Annotated in this window: 16 protein-coding genes and 2 pseudogenes; 6 read left to right on the top strand and 12 right to left on the bottom strand. The window is 69.9% G+C overall.

Annotated features, from left to right (window positions below; all coding sequences use genetic code 11):
* Positions 1-12 precede the first annotated feature (12 nt).
* Entirely contained in the window at positions 13-1,155 is a 1,143-nt protein-coding gene (locus ACGFNV_RS44330) for a VOC family protein (RefSeq protein ID WP_393631088.1), read from the bottom strand.
* Positions 1,156-1,290: 135 nt separating this feature from the next.
* On the opposite strand from ACGFNV_RS44330, the gene ACGFNV_RS44325 reads away from it, so the two are divergent.
* On the top strand, positions 1,291-1,926 hold the full coding sequence (locus ACGFNV_RS44325; RefSeq protein WP_393631087.1) for a TetR/AcrR family transcriptional regulator: 636 nt from the start codon (positions 1,291-1,293) through the stop codon (positions 1,924-1,926).
* A 2-nt stretch (positions 1,927-1,928) separates the two neighbouring features.
* Here ACGFNV_RS44325 and ACGFNV_RS44320 read toward each other — a convergent pair whose 3' ends face one another.
* Together ACGFNV_RS44320 and ACGFNV_RS44315 are read right to left on the bottom strand one after the other, a co-directional pair.
* Positions 1,929-2,711, bottom strand: a complete 783-nt coding sequence (locus ACGFNV_RS44320; RefSeq protein ID WP_393631085.1) for a DUF2993 domain-containing protein — start codon at positions 2,709-2,711, stop codon at positions 1,929-1,931.
* A 37-nt stretch (positions 2,712-2,748) separates the two neighbouring features.
* Positions 2,749-3,387: a TetR/AcrR family transcriptional regulator gene (locus ACGFNV_RS44315; RefSeq protein WP_123980001.1), complete on the bottom strand. Its 639-nt coding sequence runs from the start codon at positions 3,385-3,387 to the stop codon at positions 2,749-2,751.
* A 185-nt stretch (positions 3,388-3,572) separates the two neighbouring features.
* On the opposite strand from ACGFNV_RS44315, the gene ACGFNV_RS44310 reads away from it, so the two are divergent.
* A complete protein-coding gene (locus ACGFNV_RS44310) occupies positions 3,573-5,186 on the top strand; it encodes an MFS transporter (RefSeq protein ID WP_393631083.1) in 1,614 nt (537 codons plus the stop codon).
* Between the two features lie 858 nt (positions 5,187-6,044).
* Entirely contained in the window at positions 6,045-6,272 is a 228-nt protein-coding gene (locus ACGFNV_RS44305; protein WP_393631081.1) for a hypothetical protein, read from the top strand.
* A gap of 112 nt (positions 6,273-6,384) precedes the next feature.
* Here ACGFNV_RS44305 and ACGFNV_RS44300 read toward each other — a convergent pair whose 3' ends face one another.
* The 4 genes from ACGFNV_RS44300 to ACGFNV_RS44285 form a co-directional block, all read right to left on the bottom strand.
* Complete coding sequence (locus ACGFNV_RS44300) at positions 6,385-7,011, bottom strand: TetR/AcrR family transcriptional regulator (protein ID WP_030250837.1); 627 nt, start codon at positions 7,009-7,011, stop codon at positions 6,385-6,387.
* A gap of 101 nt (positions 7,012-7,112) precedes the next feature.
* A complete protein-coding gene (locus ACGFNV_RS44295) occupies positions 7,113-8,201 on the bottom strand; it encodes a catalase family protein (RefSeq protein ID WP_393631079.1) in 1,089 nt (362 codons plus the stop codon).
* Positions 8,202-8,227: 26 nt separating this feature from the next.
* Positions 8,228-9,568 (bottom strand): Dyp-type peroxidase, encoded by a 1,341-nt coding sequence (locus ACGFNV_RS44290; protein WP_393631077.1) that lies wholly within the window; start codon positions 9,566-9,568, stop codon positions 8,228-8,230.
* Positions 9,569-9,581: 13 nt separating this feature from the next.
* Positions 9,582-10,190 (bottom strand): hypothetical protein, encoded by a 609-nt coding sequence (locus tag ACGFNV_RS44285; protein WP_393631076.1) that lies wholly within the window; start codon positions 10,188-10,190, stop codon positions 9,582-9,584.
* A gap of 275 nt (positions 10,191-10,465) precedes the next feature.
* Between ACGFNV_RS44285 and ACGFNV_RS44280 the strand changes: the two genes are divergently transcribed.
* The 3 genes from ACGFNV_RS44280 to ACGFNV_RS44270 are packed head-to-tail and all read left to right on the top strand — an operon-like array spanning position 10,466 to position 13,349.
* Positions 10,466-11,641, top strand: coding sequence for a DUF4331 family protein (locus tag ACGFNV_RS44280; RefSeq protein ID WP_393631074.1), 1,176 nt, complete (start codon positions 10,466-10,468; stop codon positions 11,639-11,641).
* On the top strand, positions 11,638-12,726 hold the full coding sequence (locus ACGFNV_RS44275; RefSeq protein WP_393631072.1) for a tetratricopeptide repeat protein: 1,089 nt from the start codon (positions 11,638-11,640) through the stop codon (positions 12,724-12,726). Before ACGFNV_RS44280 ends, ACGFNV_RS44275 begins: the two co-directional genes overlap by 4 nt.
* A 29-nt stretch (positions 12,727-12,755) precedes the next feature.
* A complete protein-coding gene (locus ACGFNV_RS44270; protein WP_393631071.1) occupies positions 12,756-13,349 on the top strand; it encodes a TetR/AcrR family transcriptional regulator in 594 nt (197 codons plus the stop codon).
* Positions 13,350-13,862: 513 nt separating this feature from the next.
* On the opposite strand, the gene ACGFNV_RS44265 is transcribed toward ACGFNV_RS44270, so the two are convergent.
* From ACGFNV_RS44265 to ACGFNV_RS44245, 5 genes and pseudogenes are all read right to left on the bottom strand, one after another.
* Positions 13,863-14,135 (bottom strand): hypothetical protein, encoded by a 273-nt coding sequence (locus ACGFNV_RS44265; protein ID WP_393631069.1) that lies wholly within the window; start codon positions 14,133-14,135, stop codon positions 13,863-13,865.
* Positions 14,132-14,308, bottom strand: a complete 177-nt coding sequence (locus ACGFNV_RS44260) for a hypothetical protein (protein ID WP_393631068.1) — start codon at positions 14,306-14,308, stop codon at positions 14,132-14,134. Before ACGFNV_RS44260 ends, ACGFNV_RS44265 begins: the two co-directional genes overlap by 4 nt.
* A 429-nt stretch (positions 14,309-14,737) precedes the next feature.
* The gene (locus tag ACGFNV_RS44255; protein WP_393631161.1) at positions 14,738-14,998 is read right to left on the bottom strand and encodes a hypothetical protein; all 261 of its coding nucleotides are present in this window, start codon (positions 14,996-14,998) and stop codon (positions 14,738-14,740) included.
* A 235-nt stretch (positions 14,999-15,233) separates the two neighbouring features.
* A pseudogene (locus ACGFNV_RS44250) lies at positions 15,234-15,590 on the bottom strand (alpha/beta hydrolase); the annotation flags it as partial.
* A gap of 329 nt (positions 15,591-15,919) precedes the next feature.
* A pseudogene (locus ACGFNV_RS44245) lies at positions 15,920-16,134 on the bottom strand (hypothetical protein); the annotation flags it as partial.

Raw genomic sequence — 16,134 nt, 5'->3', positions numbered from 1 at the left:
CGCGTGCGGGGGTCAGGAGTTGGCGGCCTTGAGCAGGCCGAACAGTCGTGCCGGGTCCATCTCGTTGTCGCCGCGCAGAGCCTCGATGACATCGCGGACCCGCTGCGGGGAGGGGCTCGCGCCGAGGAAGTCGCGGGTGGCCGGCGGGCCCCACTGGGCCAGGCCGCTGGTCGACATGGGCGCCCACCCGGGCTCGACGTCGCAGGAGAACAGGTCACCGTCGGCGAAGTGCTCCAGCATGAAGCGGTCGGGGTCGCGCCAGTAGTCGAACAGCTGGCTGCCCTGGATGTGCCGGCCAATGCCCCAACTGCGCTTGTAGCCACGCTCCTTGAGGTACTCCCCACCGGCGGCGATCGAGTCCAGGTCGGTGACCTGGTAAGCGGAGTGGACGTACCCCGTGCCCGGCCCCAGGTGCATCGCGAGGGTGTGGTGGTCGGCCGGCACGCTGCCCAGGTCGCAGCGGATGAACGCCATCGTCGGACCGCGCCCGCGCTGCCCGTCCAGGAACAGGAAGTCGGACACGATCATCCCGAGGGTGTCCAGGTACCAGTCCAGGGCCCGGGCGAACACGCGTGTCTCCAGCACCACATGGCCCAGCCGCTGGATGCGGGACGGCTCGCGCGGCGGCCGCTGCGTGGTGTTCGTACGACGGTGATCCGTACCGAAGTTGAGCAGCAGCGGCTGCTGTTCCGGCAGCGCGGGCAGCCGCTCGCTGCAGTGCACCACACGCACCGGGAAGCCCGACGGGTCGAGCAGGTCGACGACCTTGCCACCACCAGGCACGTCGGCGTCCCGCACGTCCCTGCCCGTCGCGCGGGCCAGCCGGTCCAGGTCACCCCGCTCGGCGGCGCGGAACGCCGGACCGATGAAACGGGACGTACGACCACGCCGGATCACCATGCAGGGCGAGCCCGCGAAGCTGCCCCGCAGCCACAGCTCGCTCTCGGTGCGGGCGGCGACGCCGAAACCGAAGTCGCGGGCGAAGACCTCCGCCCGGTCCAGGTCGGGCTTCTCGAACTCCAGCCAGGCCAGGTCCGCGACCTTGATCACGGGGTTCCGGGAGCGGCCGGGGTGTTCGCCGCGCAGGGCGCCCTGCTCACTGTGGAGGTCCTGGTGGGCCGTGATGACGTCCCCGTTGACGCGTGTTTCAGACATGGTGCCCTCCGAGCAACATTGCCGCAATGAGGAAATCATCAACTGTGACAGTTCCGTCGTCAAGGCGTTCGCTGCAGGAAATGATGAATTCATCAGGACTGCGATCTGCATCGGGTAACCGTTAGACTTCTGCGCATGTCTACGTCAGCCCCGCCCAGCAACCGGTTCGAGCGACGTCGCGCAGAGACCCGTGGAGCTCTCGTGCGAGCGGCCCGGCAGATACTCGCCGAGAGCGGCGACACCAGCGCGAGCATCCAGGCGATCGCCGAGCGCGCGGACGTGGGCTTCGGCTCCTTCTACAACCACTTCGACTCCAAGGCGGAGTTGTTCGAGGCGGCGGTGATCGACGCCCTCGAGGAGTTCGCGCAGGAATTCGACGAGCGTCTGACGGGGGTCGACGACCCGGCGGAGCGGGTCGCGGGCGGCTTCCGGCTCAGTGCCCGCATGGCCGACTCCCACCCGGAGCTGATGCAGGTCCTGCGCCGCCGCGGCCTCGCGCACATCCACTCGGGCAAGGGACTGGCCCGACGCGCCCTGCGTGATCTCCAGGTCGGCATCGCCTCCGGCCGCTTCACGCCCGTCGACCCCGTGGCCGCCCTGTCCGCACTGGGCGGAACCCTGCTGTCCCTGGTGGAGCTGCGGTTCGCCCGCCCCGACGTGGACGGCGACGAGGCCGCGGTCAACCTCGCCGAGATGGTCCTGCGGATGCTGGGCCTGCCCGCGGACGAAGCGCACGAGGTCGCCCGACGCCCCTTGCCTGACGCCGCCTGACCTCACGCGGACGACGAGTCCGGGTGGAACGTGACCGAGTGGCCTGTGAAGCGGGCGTCGATTCCGTCCTCGCTGGTGGTGACCGACCGTAGCCGGAGCCCTTCGGGCACGTTCTGCAGCGGAATGGGCTCGTCCAGGGCCTTGTCGAGCAGTGATTTCAGCGGCGGGAGCAGTTCGCCCTGCTCCGCGCGTACGTCCGTGAAGGCGATGCGGTTGCCGCCGGCCGCCGAGACGGCCGCGCTCACGGTCACGTCGCCGACGAGCGGCAGCCTCGCGGTCGCGTTGACCCGGCCGGACTCGTCCCCCTGTGACACCTGCACGCCGAGCGCGCTCGACACGTCCGCGTACGACAGGAACGCGGTCGCTGTGACGCCGTCCGCGTGAGCCTCGTCGGCGCTCCCCGACGTCTTCAGCCCGTCCATCCCGACCGTCAGCCTCGTCACCGGGAGCGGCAGGGTGGTGCCGTCGGCCGGAATGTCGTGGGCGGTCAGGTCGACATGGTCCAAACTGCCCGCAGCCAGTTGGTTCAGTACGGGAAATCCCCTCACGTGCACCGACGGCCGATCGGCGGTTCCCATGCCGTCCTCGAACGCCTTGGCCGTACGGCTCTCCGCGCGAACAGCGGCGATCCGGTCGACCGCGACTCCGCCGACCAGCAGGGCCACCAGGGACGCCGCGGCGATGATCATCCGCCGTCTGGTCCGGGTCGGAGGGCTCACGTACACGGAGCCGTCGCCGTAGTAGGCCTCGCCGACGTACTCCTCGTCGCGGTGGGACTGATACACGGTTCTCCTCTTCGAGTGGTGCTTGGGAAGTGCGCGCCTACGCGGCGTCGCCCTCGGGCCGGACAAGCCCGCGGACGCACGCCGCAGCGCTGTCTCCTGCCACGCCCATCGCGATCAGGGCGGCGGTCGCGGTGCCGGTGCCGTCGTCGCTCCAGACCCCGCTGTTCACGCAGTCGAGAAGCCCTAGCAGGTGTCCCTCCAGCGCCCGGGTCAGGACGACCGGGGGGATGCCGGTCTGGAAGGCGCCCTGCCGTTGCCCACGGCCGATGATCGCCTCCGCCATGTCCCGAGCGGGGGCCAGGACTTCAGCGAGCCGATCGGCCCCGAGGTCCTGGGGAGCGAGGCGGAGCAGGATGCGGTAGCGATCTCCGACCGGCCACACCGCGAGGACGAAGCGCGCCAGCTCCGTGACGGCATCCGCCACCGGCGCACGCGGGACCGCGAGCGCCTGCCGCAAGGCCCACGTGGCCTCCTCCACCAGCCCCTCCATCAGTGCGGCCCGGCCGTTGAAATGGCCATAGACCGTACGGCGCACCACCCCTGCCGCCTCGGCGATGTCACCGAGGCTGCTGTCGGGGTCGCGTCCGAGTTCCTGCCTGGCCGCCTCAAGGATGCGGGCGCGCGTGAGCAGGGTTCGGCTGCGTTCCGGGGCGGCTGTCAAGTGTGCGTGGATCATGTCGAACCTCCGGTAGGCGGGGAGGGCGACTCGATAGTTGCACATCCACGGGCAATAAACTAGTCTGCACATCAACGGGCAATTAGCTGCCCTGGTGCCGGGCCCCCTCTTGGCCCCGCGTGCACCGATCCATCGATTCCGCACCCCCGAAGCGTGCGCTTCGCCTCCTGCTGAGGAGCCTGACCATGCCGCTCTTTCCGAACACGCCCGTCGAGAAGATGACGGAGCCCTACCATCGGCGCTGGTGGGCGCTGCTGGTCCTGTGCCTGAGCCTGCTGATCGTGGTCATGGCGAACACGTCGTTGGTTGTGGCCGCCCCCGACATGACCAAGGACCTGGGGCTGTCCAGCAGTGACCTGCAGTGGGTCATCGACGGCTACACCGTCCCCTACGCCGCGCTGATGCTGGTGCTGGGCGCGATCGGCGACAAGTACAGCCGCCGCGGCGCGCTCGTCCTCGGTCTGCTGATCTTCGCCGGAGGTTCGGTGATGGGCGGCCTGGTCGATGAGACGAACCTCGTCATCACAGCCCGCGCGATCATGGGCGTCGGTGCCGCCGTCGTCATGCCGGCCACGCTCTCGCTGCTGGTCGCGATCTTCCCGCGCGCCGAGCGCGCCAAGGCGATCACCGCCTGGTCCGCGACCTCCGGCCTCGCCATCGCCGCCGGCCCGCTCGCCGCCGGCTGGCTGCTGGAGAACCACGCCTGGGGCTCGACCTTCCTGATGAACGTCCCCGTCGCCGTCCTCGGCGTCGTCGGCGCGCTGCTGCTGGTCCCGCCGTCGAAGGCGGAGGGCATGGGCCGCATCGACTACGTCGGCGGTCTGCTGTCGATCGTGTCGGTCGGCTCCCTGGTCTACACGACCATCGAGGGCCCGCACTTCGGCTGGGGCACCGGCCCGATCACCGCGGCCGTCGTCGCCGGCGTGGGTCTGCTGGCCTTCGTCGCCTGGGAGTTGAAGCACCCCAACCCCATGCTGGACGTGCGCAAGTTCACCGAGCGCCCCTTCGGCGGCTCGATGATGGCAGTGCTGTTCTTCTTCTTCGGCACCTTCGGCTCGATCTACTACTCCACTCAGTTCCTGCAGTTCGTCCTCGGCTACGACGCCCTGGAGACCGGCATCCGCCTGCTGCCACTGGCCGGTGCGGTCTTCGTCGGCGCCGCGGTTACCGGCAAGCTCGCCCCGAAGCTGGGCGTGAAGATCGTGGTCGGAACCGGCATGGTCATCGGCACCGCGGGCGTCTTCCTGCTCACCCGGATCGAGACGGGCTCGACCTACACCGACTTCCTCACGCCCCTGCTGCTGCTCGGCTTCGCCATCGGCCTGAGCCTGTCCCCGGCCACCGACACCATCATGGGCTCCTTCCCCGAGTCGGAGCTGGGCGTCGCCGGCGGCGCCAACGACACCGCCCTGGAACTCGGCTGCGCCCTGGGCATCGCCATCCTCGGCTCGCTGCTGGCCACGTCCTACAAGGACAAGCTCACCGACATGGTCGGCGGCCACCTCCCGGCCGAGGCCATGGACGTCGCCAAGGACTCCGTCGGCGGCGGCATCGCGGTCGCCGAGCAGGTGGCCAAGAACCCCCAGGGCGGCGCCGAGCAGGCCCAGACCCTGCTGGGAGCGGTGCACGAGTCCTTCGCCCACGCCATCGCCCACACCAGCCTCATCGGCGGCATCATCATGGCCGCCGGGACCCTGATCGTCATCGCCGTCCTGCCCGGCCGCAAGCACACCTCCAAGCACGGTGAGGAAGAAGCGACGCCAATGACCGAGGAGCAGACCGAGACCGTGGGCGCCTGAGCCCTGTACACCGGAGGCCGGAACCCCGATTCCGGCCTCCTCCACCCCCAGGACGGGCTGTGCCTGAGCGGCGCACGGCCCCGGGACGGTGCCGGGAGGGGACACCCGGCACCGTCCCCCTTTTTTCGCTGTCCGTCCCGGGTGGCTGGGGGTGGCGTTCAGCGGACCCTCATAGGTGACCCCAACCGGGACCAGTTCCAGGATGATTTCGAAGATCAGGCGCTATGGGGTGGCTTCGGGGGCGACTTGGTTTGGCACCACTGGCTTGACGCCGAGTTGGGCGGTGCAGCGTCGGGGAGCTGGTGATCAAGCCGTTCGGGGAGGGGCGGAGCAGGTGCGGGGGGATCTGAGAAGAGACGCCGCGCGGTTGAGTGCCGGGTGCGGCGCTGCGGATGGTCGGCATGGCGCTGCTCGGCCTGGGCTGGTGGCGAGATCACGCGGGATTCTGGGCGGACAAGGCGTTCCTCACCAATGTCTTCTCGTCCGTGACGACCGCTTCGTTCGGCGTTCCGTTGGTCCTGGTGATCCTCAACCGGGTTGCGATGGTGCAGGCCGAGGCGGTGGAAGCGTGTGCCTGGCGGCGTCTGGCCATGCGGGTGGCCGGCCAATGTGCCGCGTCCGTGCCCTTGCCGTTCCACGGGGCTGCGGCTCGTCTTGAACATGCGTCCGCCGGGCTGCTCGCGGTGGAGCGCACTGCGCAGGCACCATTCAAGGGCTGGGAGCCCGGGCGGGACGACGGCGCTCTCGCTGAGCCCCGTCAGCAGATCACGGATGGGACGTCGGAACACGCCCTGGAGGAGTTCCGAGCCGAGGTATGTCCAGGTAGTTCGGCCGTGCCGGTGGTAGTCGCCTGTGCCCGTGGACCTGATCAGGGAACGAGAATTCAACGCGCATCTGGAAGACCTCAACCACGGCAAGGCGGCGCTTGCCGTCCCGATTCCGCCGAATGTGTTCCAAGGCATGCAGGTCGGCCTCGACGAACTGCGCGGTCCGGCCAAGTGTTTCGCTAGGAAGTGCGCATCGTCGAAGATCTGGTCCTGGCCCTCGGGACCCGGTCCGGCGGGCGGAGTGGACCTACCCATATGACGTGGCGGCGCTGGCCCGGCACTACCGCATCGCCACGACGCTGGCGCGGGGGCGGACAAGGAAAGACCCCGGCGCTTCGCATCGGGGTCACGTCGAACTGTGGGGGGCGAACTCACGCCTCGGTGGCGGCCATCTCGTCGACGACGATCTGCGCCCGCTTCTCCGGCACACCGGCCGCGATGAGCGTGGTGACGGCCACCCGGGTGCCGTCGTCCTCCAGCGCCCCGGTGTTGACCTCCTCCAGCAGGGCGACCGTCATCGCCTCCAGGCCGACGCTCAGCACCGGGGCCGGCAGGTGGGTGTGGAAGACGCCGTCCCGTTGTCCCTGCTCCAGGATGGCCGTGACCCTGACCCGGGCGGGCTCCAGGATCCCGGCGACGCGGTCCATGCCGAGGTCTCTTCGGGCCAGCGCCAGGAGCATCCGGTAGCGGTCGCCCACGGGCCAGAGCGCCAACGTGAAGTGGGCGAGCGCCCGGTCGGCCGGTTCCGTCACCTCCGCGCCGACCGCGACGGCGGCCTGGAGCGCCTCGGTGGCCTCCTCTGCCAGCGCGTCCAGGAGTGCCGCCCTGCCGGGGAAGTGCCCGAACAGCGTGCGCCGTACGACGCCGGCGGCGCGGGCGAGTTCCTCCAGGGTGATGTCGGGGTTCCGACCGAGCTCCTGGCGGGCGGTGGCGAGGATCCGGGCCCGGTTGGACCGGGCGTTGCGTCGCTGGGGCACGCGGCCGACGGGCTGGGACACGAAAGGAACCTCGAAGAAGCCAGGGCGGAGAAGGGACTTCTCCATTCTGGCACGCGAGTCCCGACCGACCCCGGACGCGTCCGGGGTCGGTCGGGACCTGGTCAGGCGGGCAGCTCCTTGATGTCGGACGGCTCCTGCGGCTCGATGCCGTTGTAGTGGTGGCGGAAGTCGCTGGAGGCGGGGTAGGCGGCGCGGCGGGAACGCATGATGGAGCCCAGCGGGCGGTGGGCCTCCAGGGCGTGCCAGGGGCTGAAGGAAAGGACGTCGTCGGCGTAGCGGCGGCGGGCGTCGCTGTAGGCGTCCTGGGCGGGCAGGTGCAGCACGGCCACGGTCTGGTGCGGTGACAGTTCCTCGGGCCACAGGACCGAGGCGTCCTCCACCGGCATCCGGTCAAGGTCCGTGCACAGCTGGGCGCGGATGTCGTACTCGGCGCTGTTGTGCGCGAAGAAGTCGGTGACGAGGTCGCGCAGGGCCGACTCGCCGGCCTTCTTGTCGACGTGGCTGCCGGTGAGGGCCTTGACGTTCGCCGAGCGGGGCGCGGCGGACATCTTCGCCACGTGGTCGCCGTAGCGCAGGGCGGCCATGGAGTGGAAGGTCTCGCCGAGGATGTGGTCGTTGGCGGCGGCCAGGGTCTCGACGGCAGGCGGTAGCGGGCGTCCGACGCGCGTGAGGGCCTTGGCGGCCACTCGGGCGGCCGCGCCGGTGAGCTGGAGCTGCTGGTCGCTCTGGCGGGGCTGTTTCTCCAGCAGGTCCTGGAGTTTGGCGTACTCGGCGATGTTGCCGAAAGGCAGGGTGGGGTGGTTGACGAGGAGGAAGTCCTGGGTGCTGAAGCCGTCGTCGAGGGCGCGCGACCCGGGGGCACCGATCACCTTGATCGCGAGGCCGCGCTGGACGGGCACCTGGTCGGAGCGCAGGTCGCCGGGGGCGGAGGAGAAGCGGACGATCACCGGGTAGGTGGCCGGTGCGGCGAAGAGGCCCTGGGCGAGGTGTGCCGGAAGGCCGGACTGGATGCGCAGCTCGCCGGCGAGGACGCCGTGGCTCTTGGCGTGGGCGTCGCGCAGGCCGTGCCGGTGTTTGTCGGCGACCTGCTGGTTGGCCTTGCCCATGGCCGCGACGACCTGGCGGACGAGTTCGTCCTCGTCCGGAAAGGGCTGTTCGAGGTCAGGGCTGTAGCGGACGTACGAGGTCATGGGGAGTGCCTCCGCGCGAGGTGGGGTCAGTTGCTGCCGAGCCAGCGGATGGCGGACAGGCTGGGCATGAAGAAGTACTCGCCGCCGAGCAGGGTGTTGAAGGACTGGATGTTCTGCACCCGGCGCGGCGGGGTCCCGGGCACGGTGAAGTAGGCGCCCTTGTCCTGGAGTGAGATCATCGGGTCCTTCTCCTTGCCCAGGCCCATGAAGTTGCCGGAACCGACCCATTCGCTCTGCAGGAACTCGACGTTGTCGATGGCCCGCGCGCCGAGGGCGATGAAGTCCAGGCCGCGCGGTGTGCCGTCGTCCTTGAGGCGGTCCGGGGGAAGCGGGGTGCCGTAGGAGGTGCCGCGCCGGATGATGCGGCGGATGTTGACGTCGGTGAGGACCGTCAGCTTGGTGTCGCGCGGGTTCATCCGGCGGATGTGGGAGCCGAGCGGGGTGCGCAGCCCGCGCGGGTCGGCGGAGTAGTCGAAGTCGTTGATCCGGTTCGGGTCCTCACCGATCGCGGGGGTGTCCCGTTCCGGGGTCAGGGCGAGCGGTGCGCCGCTGCGCCAGCGGCCGACCAGCTTGGCGGCCAGCAGTTCGCGTTCGGCCTCGGTGGAAGCGTTGTCGTGCAGCCACTTGTTGAAGGCCGCGACGTGGGAGTGGTACTTGCGGAAGACGACGTAGGTGCCGTTGCGGCCCAGGACGTCCGGAGCCGGCACGGGCAGCGGCACGCCGGTCTCGCTCGGGTAGCCGAGGACGAACTCACCGGCCTTGATGGGCCGTCCGTCGCCGGGCAGAGGTTCGGCGCCACTGCCCTCGACCACCGGCTGGCTGAAGCCGTCCCGGTAGCCGAAGACGTTGAACCCGTCGGCCGCGAAGTCCTGGTGCGACAGCAGCCGGACGCCCGGTACCTCGCCCAACTCCTTCTCGTAGGCGGCGACTTCGGCCCGCCAGTCGTCCTCGCTCGCGGCGTAGACAGAGACAGCCGCGTGCACCCGCGGGGTGCCGAAGGGGAACTCCCAGCGGTCCGGCGCGTTCACGCCGGTGTCCCGCAGCCGCTCGGCGCGGGCTGCCATCCCGGCGCGGAAGTTGGCCGGGAAGGAGGCCAGTGAGGTCTCAGGCAGCCCCAGTGCGACCAGTCCCTGGTAGCTCATCGCAAGGGCCAGCCAGGAAGGCTGCGGCTCGTCCCAGCGGGCCGCCGATGTCACCCGCGGGGCCAGTCGGCGCAGCAGCTCCCTGCCCGCGGCCGGTTCGGTGATCTCCAGGATCGCGTGGGTGCCGAAGTAGGGCTCGGGCCGGGCCCGCAGCAACGTCGCCTGGATGTCGTCGAGATCCAGAGTGGGCGGGCGGCGCAGCCGCCGGAACAGCGGGGAAGGCATGGTGCGCCTGCCTTCAGTTGAGGTCCGACAGGAAACGCTGCACGGCGGCCTCCTGCCGCTTGAGCCGGTGGCCCTCCGCGACGGTGAGGCCCGGGTGGGCGACGAACCACGCCTCCGCCGAAATCTGGTACTTGACGATGAAGTCCTTCACATCTGGCGAGGTGATGCCGGGCCAGCCCTCGACATTGCTGAACAGGTAGTCCATCATCTCGGGGATCTTGGTGGCGAAGTCGTCGATGTAGGGGTCCCACTCGCCGTCGAAGGCGGTCGCGAACAGCAGCTTCGTGTCGTTCTCGAGGAACGCGAACCGCATGTTGTGAAGGGTGCCGACCTGACCGGCGCCCGCCAGGTTCCCCCCGACCAGCCGGAAGAACTTCCGCAGGTGCGCCGCACCGTTCGGCTTCAGCGGCAGGATCGTCGTCAGCTCGGACACCTCACCGCTCTTGGCGCCGATCCGGCCGGCGGTGGTGACCGCGTGTTCGGCCATCTCCTCCTTGTCGACGAGGATCTCGGCGGCCTTGACCTTGAGAGCGATCTTCGCGTCCAACAGGGCGGTCTCGACCTTCTCGCGGACCGCATCGGGGAACTGCTGGAACTTGGCGTGCAGGTCTGTCTCGCTCATGGCGCCTCTCCTTGGGCGTGGGCGGCAATACTTCACGTATCGCCATAAATAGGCGACCACGGAGTGGCGGGCAAGCGGGACGAGCCCCACTTTCTGACCATCTCCGCAGGACTGATCACATCATCAGTTCGCCGATTCGGCTTGTCAATGCACTACTCGCAAGCAGTCGCATGGCGCTCGCCACTATGAGACAGATTGACCCACAGCAGCTCTGTGAGTCATCGTGTCTCACAGGTGGCACACCTCGACCCACCCATCACTCGAAGGAGTTCCCGATGGCGGATCACTTCTCCGGACCGCGCATCCTCTTCGACCCTGCGTCCGACGTCGCCGACGTCTTCGCCTTCCCCAGCCCGGACCACCCCGGCTGCCTGGTACTCGTCCTCGACGTGTTTCCGGCCGCCGCTCCCACCGCGCTGTTCTCCGACGCGATCACCTACCGCTTCCGGGTCCGGCCGGTCGCCCCGGCGGCCGAGCGGGCCGCATTCACTGTCGGAGACACCGAGTACGGCCTCGACTTCACCTTCGCCACGCCCGGTAAGATCCCCGGCAGCGACGCACCGGTCCAGATAGGCACCTGCACGACGCCCAGCAGTGAGCAGGTCCTCTTCCAGGTCGGCGGCGACACACCCGCCGAGGCCGAAGGGCTGAGGATCTTCGCCGGACCACGACTCGACCCGTTCTTCATCGACCTCGCAGGCGTTCTGGCCGCCGACGCCACACAGAAGCTGGCCTTCCGGCCCGGCGCGAACAACGTCCTCGAAGGGATGAACGTGCTGAGCATCGTCGTCGAGGTCGACCCCGAAGTGGTGTTCGGCCTGGACTGTGGCCCCCTGCTCGGCGTCGTCGGCGAGACCGTGACCTCCGGCGGCCGCCCGGTCCGGCTGGAACGCATGGGCCGCCCCGAGATCAAGAACGTCGTCCTGGCGAGCAAGAGCCACGACCCCGTCAACAGCGACCTGGAGATCCGAGACCTCTACAACGAGGAGGACGCCTTCGCTGTGCGACCGGACTACGCCGGGGCCTACCGGGCGCGGTTCGACGCCAACCTGGCCTTCTTCGACCGCCTCGACGGCGAGCTCGTCTGGCCGCCGGACGACCAAGGCACTCACCCGATGACGGAACTCCTCCTGGCTGACTTCCTTGTCGTCGACATCTCCAAGCCGTTCGCCGAGGACAGCTGCTTCGAAATCGAGACCGCGCTGCTCGCCGGACGTGAGCACACCACCTGCGGTGGCCGTGCGCCCAACGACGACATCGTGGACACCCTTTACACACTCCTGGTGGGCGGCGTCGACGGCCCGCGCATCAGCGACGGCGTCGACCAGGCCACCCGGCCGGCCACGCACGACTTCCCATACCTCGTGGCCCCCAACCCGAACCCGCCGGACCTCATGACGGTGATGACCGCGCTGCTCGCCCCGCCGGAGCCGGAGGAGGAAGCAGCATGAAGAACCGGCGCGAGCCGACCGACCAGGAACTTGTCACGACCAACGGCGCCCTGGCCCTGGTGAACCTGTCGGCCCAGATCGACGGCCTGGCCGCACCCGTACGCCGGGCGGCCTCGACCGCGCCACTCGCCGTCGCACAACAAGCGGCCCTGGTCGACCTCCTTACACTCCGCGGACACCTCCTGGGCCGCGTCGCCGACTACGAGCAAGCCGCACAGCTCTCCGAACACATGGTGTGGAACGCACCTGACGACCGTGCCGCCCTGCTGGCCCGAGCCCGGACCCGGGCGACCCTGCACCGGTTCGCCGAGGCCATGGCCGACCTCGACGCGGCACGCCGGGCTGGCGCGGCGCAGGCCACTCTGGACGCGGAACGGGCGGCGATCCTGCAAGCGGTCGGCTGCTACGCCGAAGCCCACTCCTTGCTGCGGAGCGCAGCCCTCCACCAGTCCGACTTCACGATGCTGTCGGCTCTCGCCGTGCTCCAGGCGGAACGCGGCGAGACCGCCGAGGCGGAGCACGTGTTCGACGAGGCGCGCGCCGCCTACCGGGGCGTCTCGCCCTTCCCGCTCGCCCAACTGGACTTCCGCCGCGGGGTGATGTGGCTGCGCGAAGGTGACCTACCCACGGCTCGGTCCTGGTTCGACGCGGCCCGGCGCCGCGTGCCGGGCTATGCCCCGGCGACCGGTCATCTCGCCGAGGTCGACCTGCTCCTGGGTGACCCCGAGACCGCTGTGACCCGCCTGCGCCCGCTGGCGGAGACGAGCGACGACCCCGAGTACATCGCCCACCTCGCGCTTACCCTGCGAGCGGCAGGCCGCCACCAGGAGGCCCAACCGTGGCGGGACCGGGCAGCGAGACGCTACGAGGAACTGGTGACACGCCACCCGGGGGCGTATGCCGACCACGCCGCCGACTTCTGGCTCATGGTCGGAGGTGATGTCGACCGAGGGCTCCAACTCGCCCTGCAGACCATGGTCATGCGGCAGACAAGCCGCTCGTACGCGCTGGTCCGGCGCGCCAGCGAGGCTAGCGGCAGGCTGACCGATGCCTCCGGATCAAGAAGCCTTGCGACTAGCATGTGAGGCAACTTGTCTCACACGAAGGGCGGCGCATGCAGGAGGAACGAGTGGATCCACGCCAGGTGCGCAGCCGCGAGGCCATGGTGGCCGCAGCCACCACGCTGCTCACCGAGGGCGGCCTGGAGGCCGTCACGCACCAGGCGGTTGCCACCCGAGCCGGGGTCGGCCGGGCCACGGTGTACCGCCACTGGCCCGACGTGCTCGGTCTCCGTCTGGCGGCGCTGCAGGCTGGTATGCCGCCCCTGTCACCGGCGCCCGAGGACGTGCGGGCGGCGTCAGGTGCTGAGCCGCGCGCCGAGCTGGTCCATTACCTGCGCCAGCTCGGCGAGCGGCTCGACGACGCCCAGGCCGGGGCCGTTCTCGCCGCCGTACTGGGCGGGGCACAGTACGACGACGGCATGCAGCACCTCCGACAGACCCTGCTGACCCAGATCGTGGACGCCCTGCGGCCCGCCATCACCGCGGCCGTCGACCGGGGGCGGCTGCGCGATGACGTCACGGCCGAGACGTTCGCCATGACGGCTGTCGGCCCACTCGTCTACCAGCGTTTTCTTGTGGGCGCCCGGCTCGGTCACGACACGGTGGATGCGGTGGTGGATGCGGCACTACGGGCGTGGGCGCCGTAGCGATTCCGGTTCGACCCCACTACGTTGACGGCTCGCTCCCGTGGAATGGGCGGCGGTCCCCATGACCGTCCTGTGCGCCGGCGGCCCCCTCGGGACAGTCGGCGCACAAGCCGTGACAGGAGGCGCGCTCCTGCTCGCGCTCGTGGCCTTCCTGGCCGACCGGGGACGAGGCGTCTGGATCGTCGACCGCGCCCCCGATCCTCAGAAGCCGTATCCCAACCGAACGTGATCCCTTGATTCCTGCTGGTCAGGCATGGTTTCGATTGGGTTGAGGGAGGCATCGCGACGTCTTGTGTCCGCTGCATGGTCGAGGGGGGCGCGGTGGCATCGGTGCTGGGAATGCTGGAGGAGCGAGAGTCGGCAGCCTGCGTTCGGGTGGAGGGCTAACGAAGTGGAGCCGGTTCTCGATGGTCCACTGCGAGCGCACGATCTTCGCGAGACGCTCGGGGGATGCCTGGTGGCTGGTGAGGTCGGTCAGCACGTAGACCGTCTCGCGGGTGCGTCTGCCCCTCTTCACGCAGGTCCGGTGGCGGACGATCTGCGCGGCGTGCGGGAAGTCGATGCCGAGGGCGGTGACGTCAGGACCTGTACCGTCCGGGTCTCCAACCGCCCGTTGCCGTGGGACCGGTCGTAGAACTTCGCCGTCGCCTTGTCCCAGGGCAGTGTCTTGAGCTGCGCATAAGGGATCGGCTGGTTCTTCTTGACGGGGAAGGCATAGTGCGCGTCCTTCTGCTCGACGAGGAAGTGGGCGTGTGCGCGCTGGGTGTGCAGGGCGTCGGCGGTCACCTCACGCCGGTCAGGTTGTAGGGCTCTAACGGGGCCGCGAAGCAGGTGATTTCGTTGGTCTTGTCCGGCACTCGCAGCTGGGTGACGGCCGTCATGGCACAGGTCACAGCGGCCGGCAGATGTGCGGCCGGGCTGTCGCCGCTGCACGAGCCGCGGGTGCTCTTGCCGTCCACGGCCGGGGTGTCGGACCCGGCCGGGTCGGCGCCGAGCAGGCCAGGCCGCCGTGACAGGTGGTGTTGATGATCCGGCGGACGGTCGCCGGGCTCGGCGCAACGCGGACGGCGAACACGCTGGTTGTGCGGGCACCGAGCCGGGCGAGAGCCTCCTGCGGAGCGTTCTTGGCCCACTGGCCGATCACGGCGAACGAGGGGCCCGACCAGTACGGCCGAGCACGCGATCAGCAGCACGCTCACGAACGGGTGACGCTTCCCGCGCCGGTGCCGCGGATCAGCCAGTGTGGCCAGCCGCTGCGGCAGTCCCGACAGTGCGCGGTGCTGACGCGAGGGCGACTTGATCAGGCAGATCGCACCGACGTGCGTACGACACCGGCGCCGGCGAGGGAGCGGTCCCCGCCGACGCGCCGGTGAGGGTGCGCCGCACCGTCACCGAGCGGCTGGAGCCCCGAGAGTCCGCTTGAGGAAGGCGATCTGGTCGGGAACCAGCTGGTCGAAGCCCTCCCCGACGTAGGGGTCCCAATGGCCGCCGGGGTAGGCGAGCAGCTTGCCGTGCGGAGCCGCGGCCGCGAGAGCGGCAGCGGGGCCCGGCGGCGTGAGGTCGTCGTGGTCCATCACCTGGACCAGCAGGGGGCAGGTGAGCCGGGGGGCGGCCACGACGGCGCGGAAGAAGGGCAGCGACAGGATCACGCGCGCGCTGACCTCGTTGTCGTAGGGCTTCCGCCGGAAGGAGGCGCAGCATTCCCTCGTAGGCGTCCGGAGTGGCCAGCACGGCGCCCTGCTCACCGCGGCGGCCCACGGCCTTCACGGTGTACGGCTCACGGCCGAGGTGAGCCCCGAGGGCGTCCCGGACGCCCGCCACGCCCAGGCCCAGCACATGGGTCGCCGACCTCTTCACCATGTGCACCAGCGCGGCCCGGCCGTCGGCGAGGGGCGCCTGCGACACCACTGCGGCGATGCTCGGGTCCTCCGCGGCGACCAGCACCACGGTGCCGCCGGACATGGAGCTGCCCCACACAGCGACACGCCTGGAGTCGACCTCAGGACGGGACCTCGCCGCGGAGACGGCGGCGTGATAGTCGGCGACCAGCCGCTTGATCTCGAGCAGGTTGAGCGGACGCCCGCTGGACTCGCCGAAGGACCGGTAGTCGAAGACCAGGGCGCCGAGCCCCTCGGCGGCGAACCGCTCGGCGTAGGCTGCGAGCCCGCATCTCCTTGATGCCGCCGAAACCGTGCGCCAGGACGACGCAGGGGGCGGGTCCGTCGACGCCTTCGGGGGCAGGCGAGGGCCGCCGGTTGCCTGCTCAGACGGTCGTGGATTGGAGCTGGTGCGGCATGTTGAGTGAGCTGACCAGCACCACCGGAGTTCCGAAGTACAGGACCTTGAGCCCGGGGACGACGTGCATGCGCTGTGCCTTTCGCGGAGTGCCAGACGCGCGTCGGCGAGCCAGCCGGTCAGCTGCTGGCGCAGGGTGTCCTTCTCCGCCGCGACGTCCAGAGCGTGCTCCTGGCCCTCGGTGCGGTCAAGGCGGAACCAGCTGGGCATCTCCGCTACGAACGCGTCCGCGTCCGTCCAGGCGGGCGGGACGTGGACCTCCCGGACGGTGTCGATCAGGTCGGGGAACCGGCCCTCCCTGGGCGGAAGTCCGGTGCCTGGTCGGCGGCCAGGAACCGGAACGCGACTTCGTCGGCGCACTTGCGCTGGATCGCCCGGGAGGAGCGGACGCCGGAGCTGCGTGCTTCTGTCGCCACTGCTGTGCGCCTGGGCGCACTCGGGTCCGTGGCGATACGCCGGAGGCATGCCGACGCGACGCCCGTAGCCGAGT

The organism is Streptomyces sp. NPDC048751 (assembly GCF_043198595.1).
GTDB lineage: Bacteria > Actinomycetota > Actinomycetes > Streptomycetales > Streptomycetaceae > Streptomyces.
Note: the sequence above shows the minus strand (reverse complement) of the source record. Positions and strands in the feature narration are given on the sequence as shown.

Bases quoted from the DNA above. Each gene is read 5' to 3' on its own strand.
- ACGFNV_RS44290 (WP_393631077.1), bottom strand. From the start codon at position 9,568: ATGCCTTCCCCGCTGTTCCGGCGGCTGCGCCGCCCGCCCACTCTGGAT.
- ACGFNV_RS44315 (WP_123980001.1), bottom strand. From the start codon at position 3,387: ATGATCCACGCACACTTGACAGCCGCCCCGGAACGCAGCCGAACCCTG.
- ACGFNV_RS44295 (WP_393631079.1), bottom strand. From the start codon at position 8,201: ATGACCTCGTACGTCCGCTACAGCCCTGACCTCGAACAGCCCTTTCCG.
- ACGFNV_RS44325 (WP_393631087.1), top strand. From the start codon at position 1,291: ATGTCTACGTCAGCCCCGCCCAGCAACCGGTTCGAGCGACGTCGCGCA.
- ACGFNV_RS44270 (WP_393631071.1), top strand. From the start codon at position 12,756: ATGCAGGAGGAACGAGTGGATCCACGCCAGGTGCGCAGCCGCGAGGCC.
- ACGFNV_RS44280 (WP_393631074.1), top strand. From the start codon at position 10,466: ATGGCGGATCACTTCTCCGGACCGCGCATCCTCTTCGACCCTGCGTCC.
- ACGFNV_RS44310 (WP_393631083.1), top strand. From the start codon at position 3,573: ATGCCGCTCTTTCCGAACACGCCCGTCGAGAAGATGACGGAGCCCTAC.
- ACGFNV_RS44330 (WP_393631088.1), bottom strand. From the start codon at position 1,155: ATGTCTGAAACACGCGTCAACGGGGACGTCATCACGGCCCACCAGGAC.
- ACGFNV_RS44285 (WP_393631076.1), bottom strand. From the start codon at position 10,190: ATGAGCGAGACAGACCTGCACGCCAAGTTCCAGCAGTTCCCCGATGCG.
- ACGFNV_RS44275 (WP_393631072.1), top strand. From the start codon at position 11,638: ATGAAGAACCGGCGCGAGCCGACCGACCAGGAACTTGTCACGACCAAC.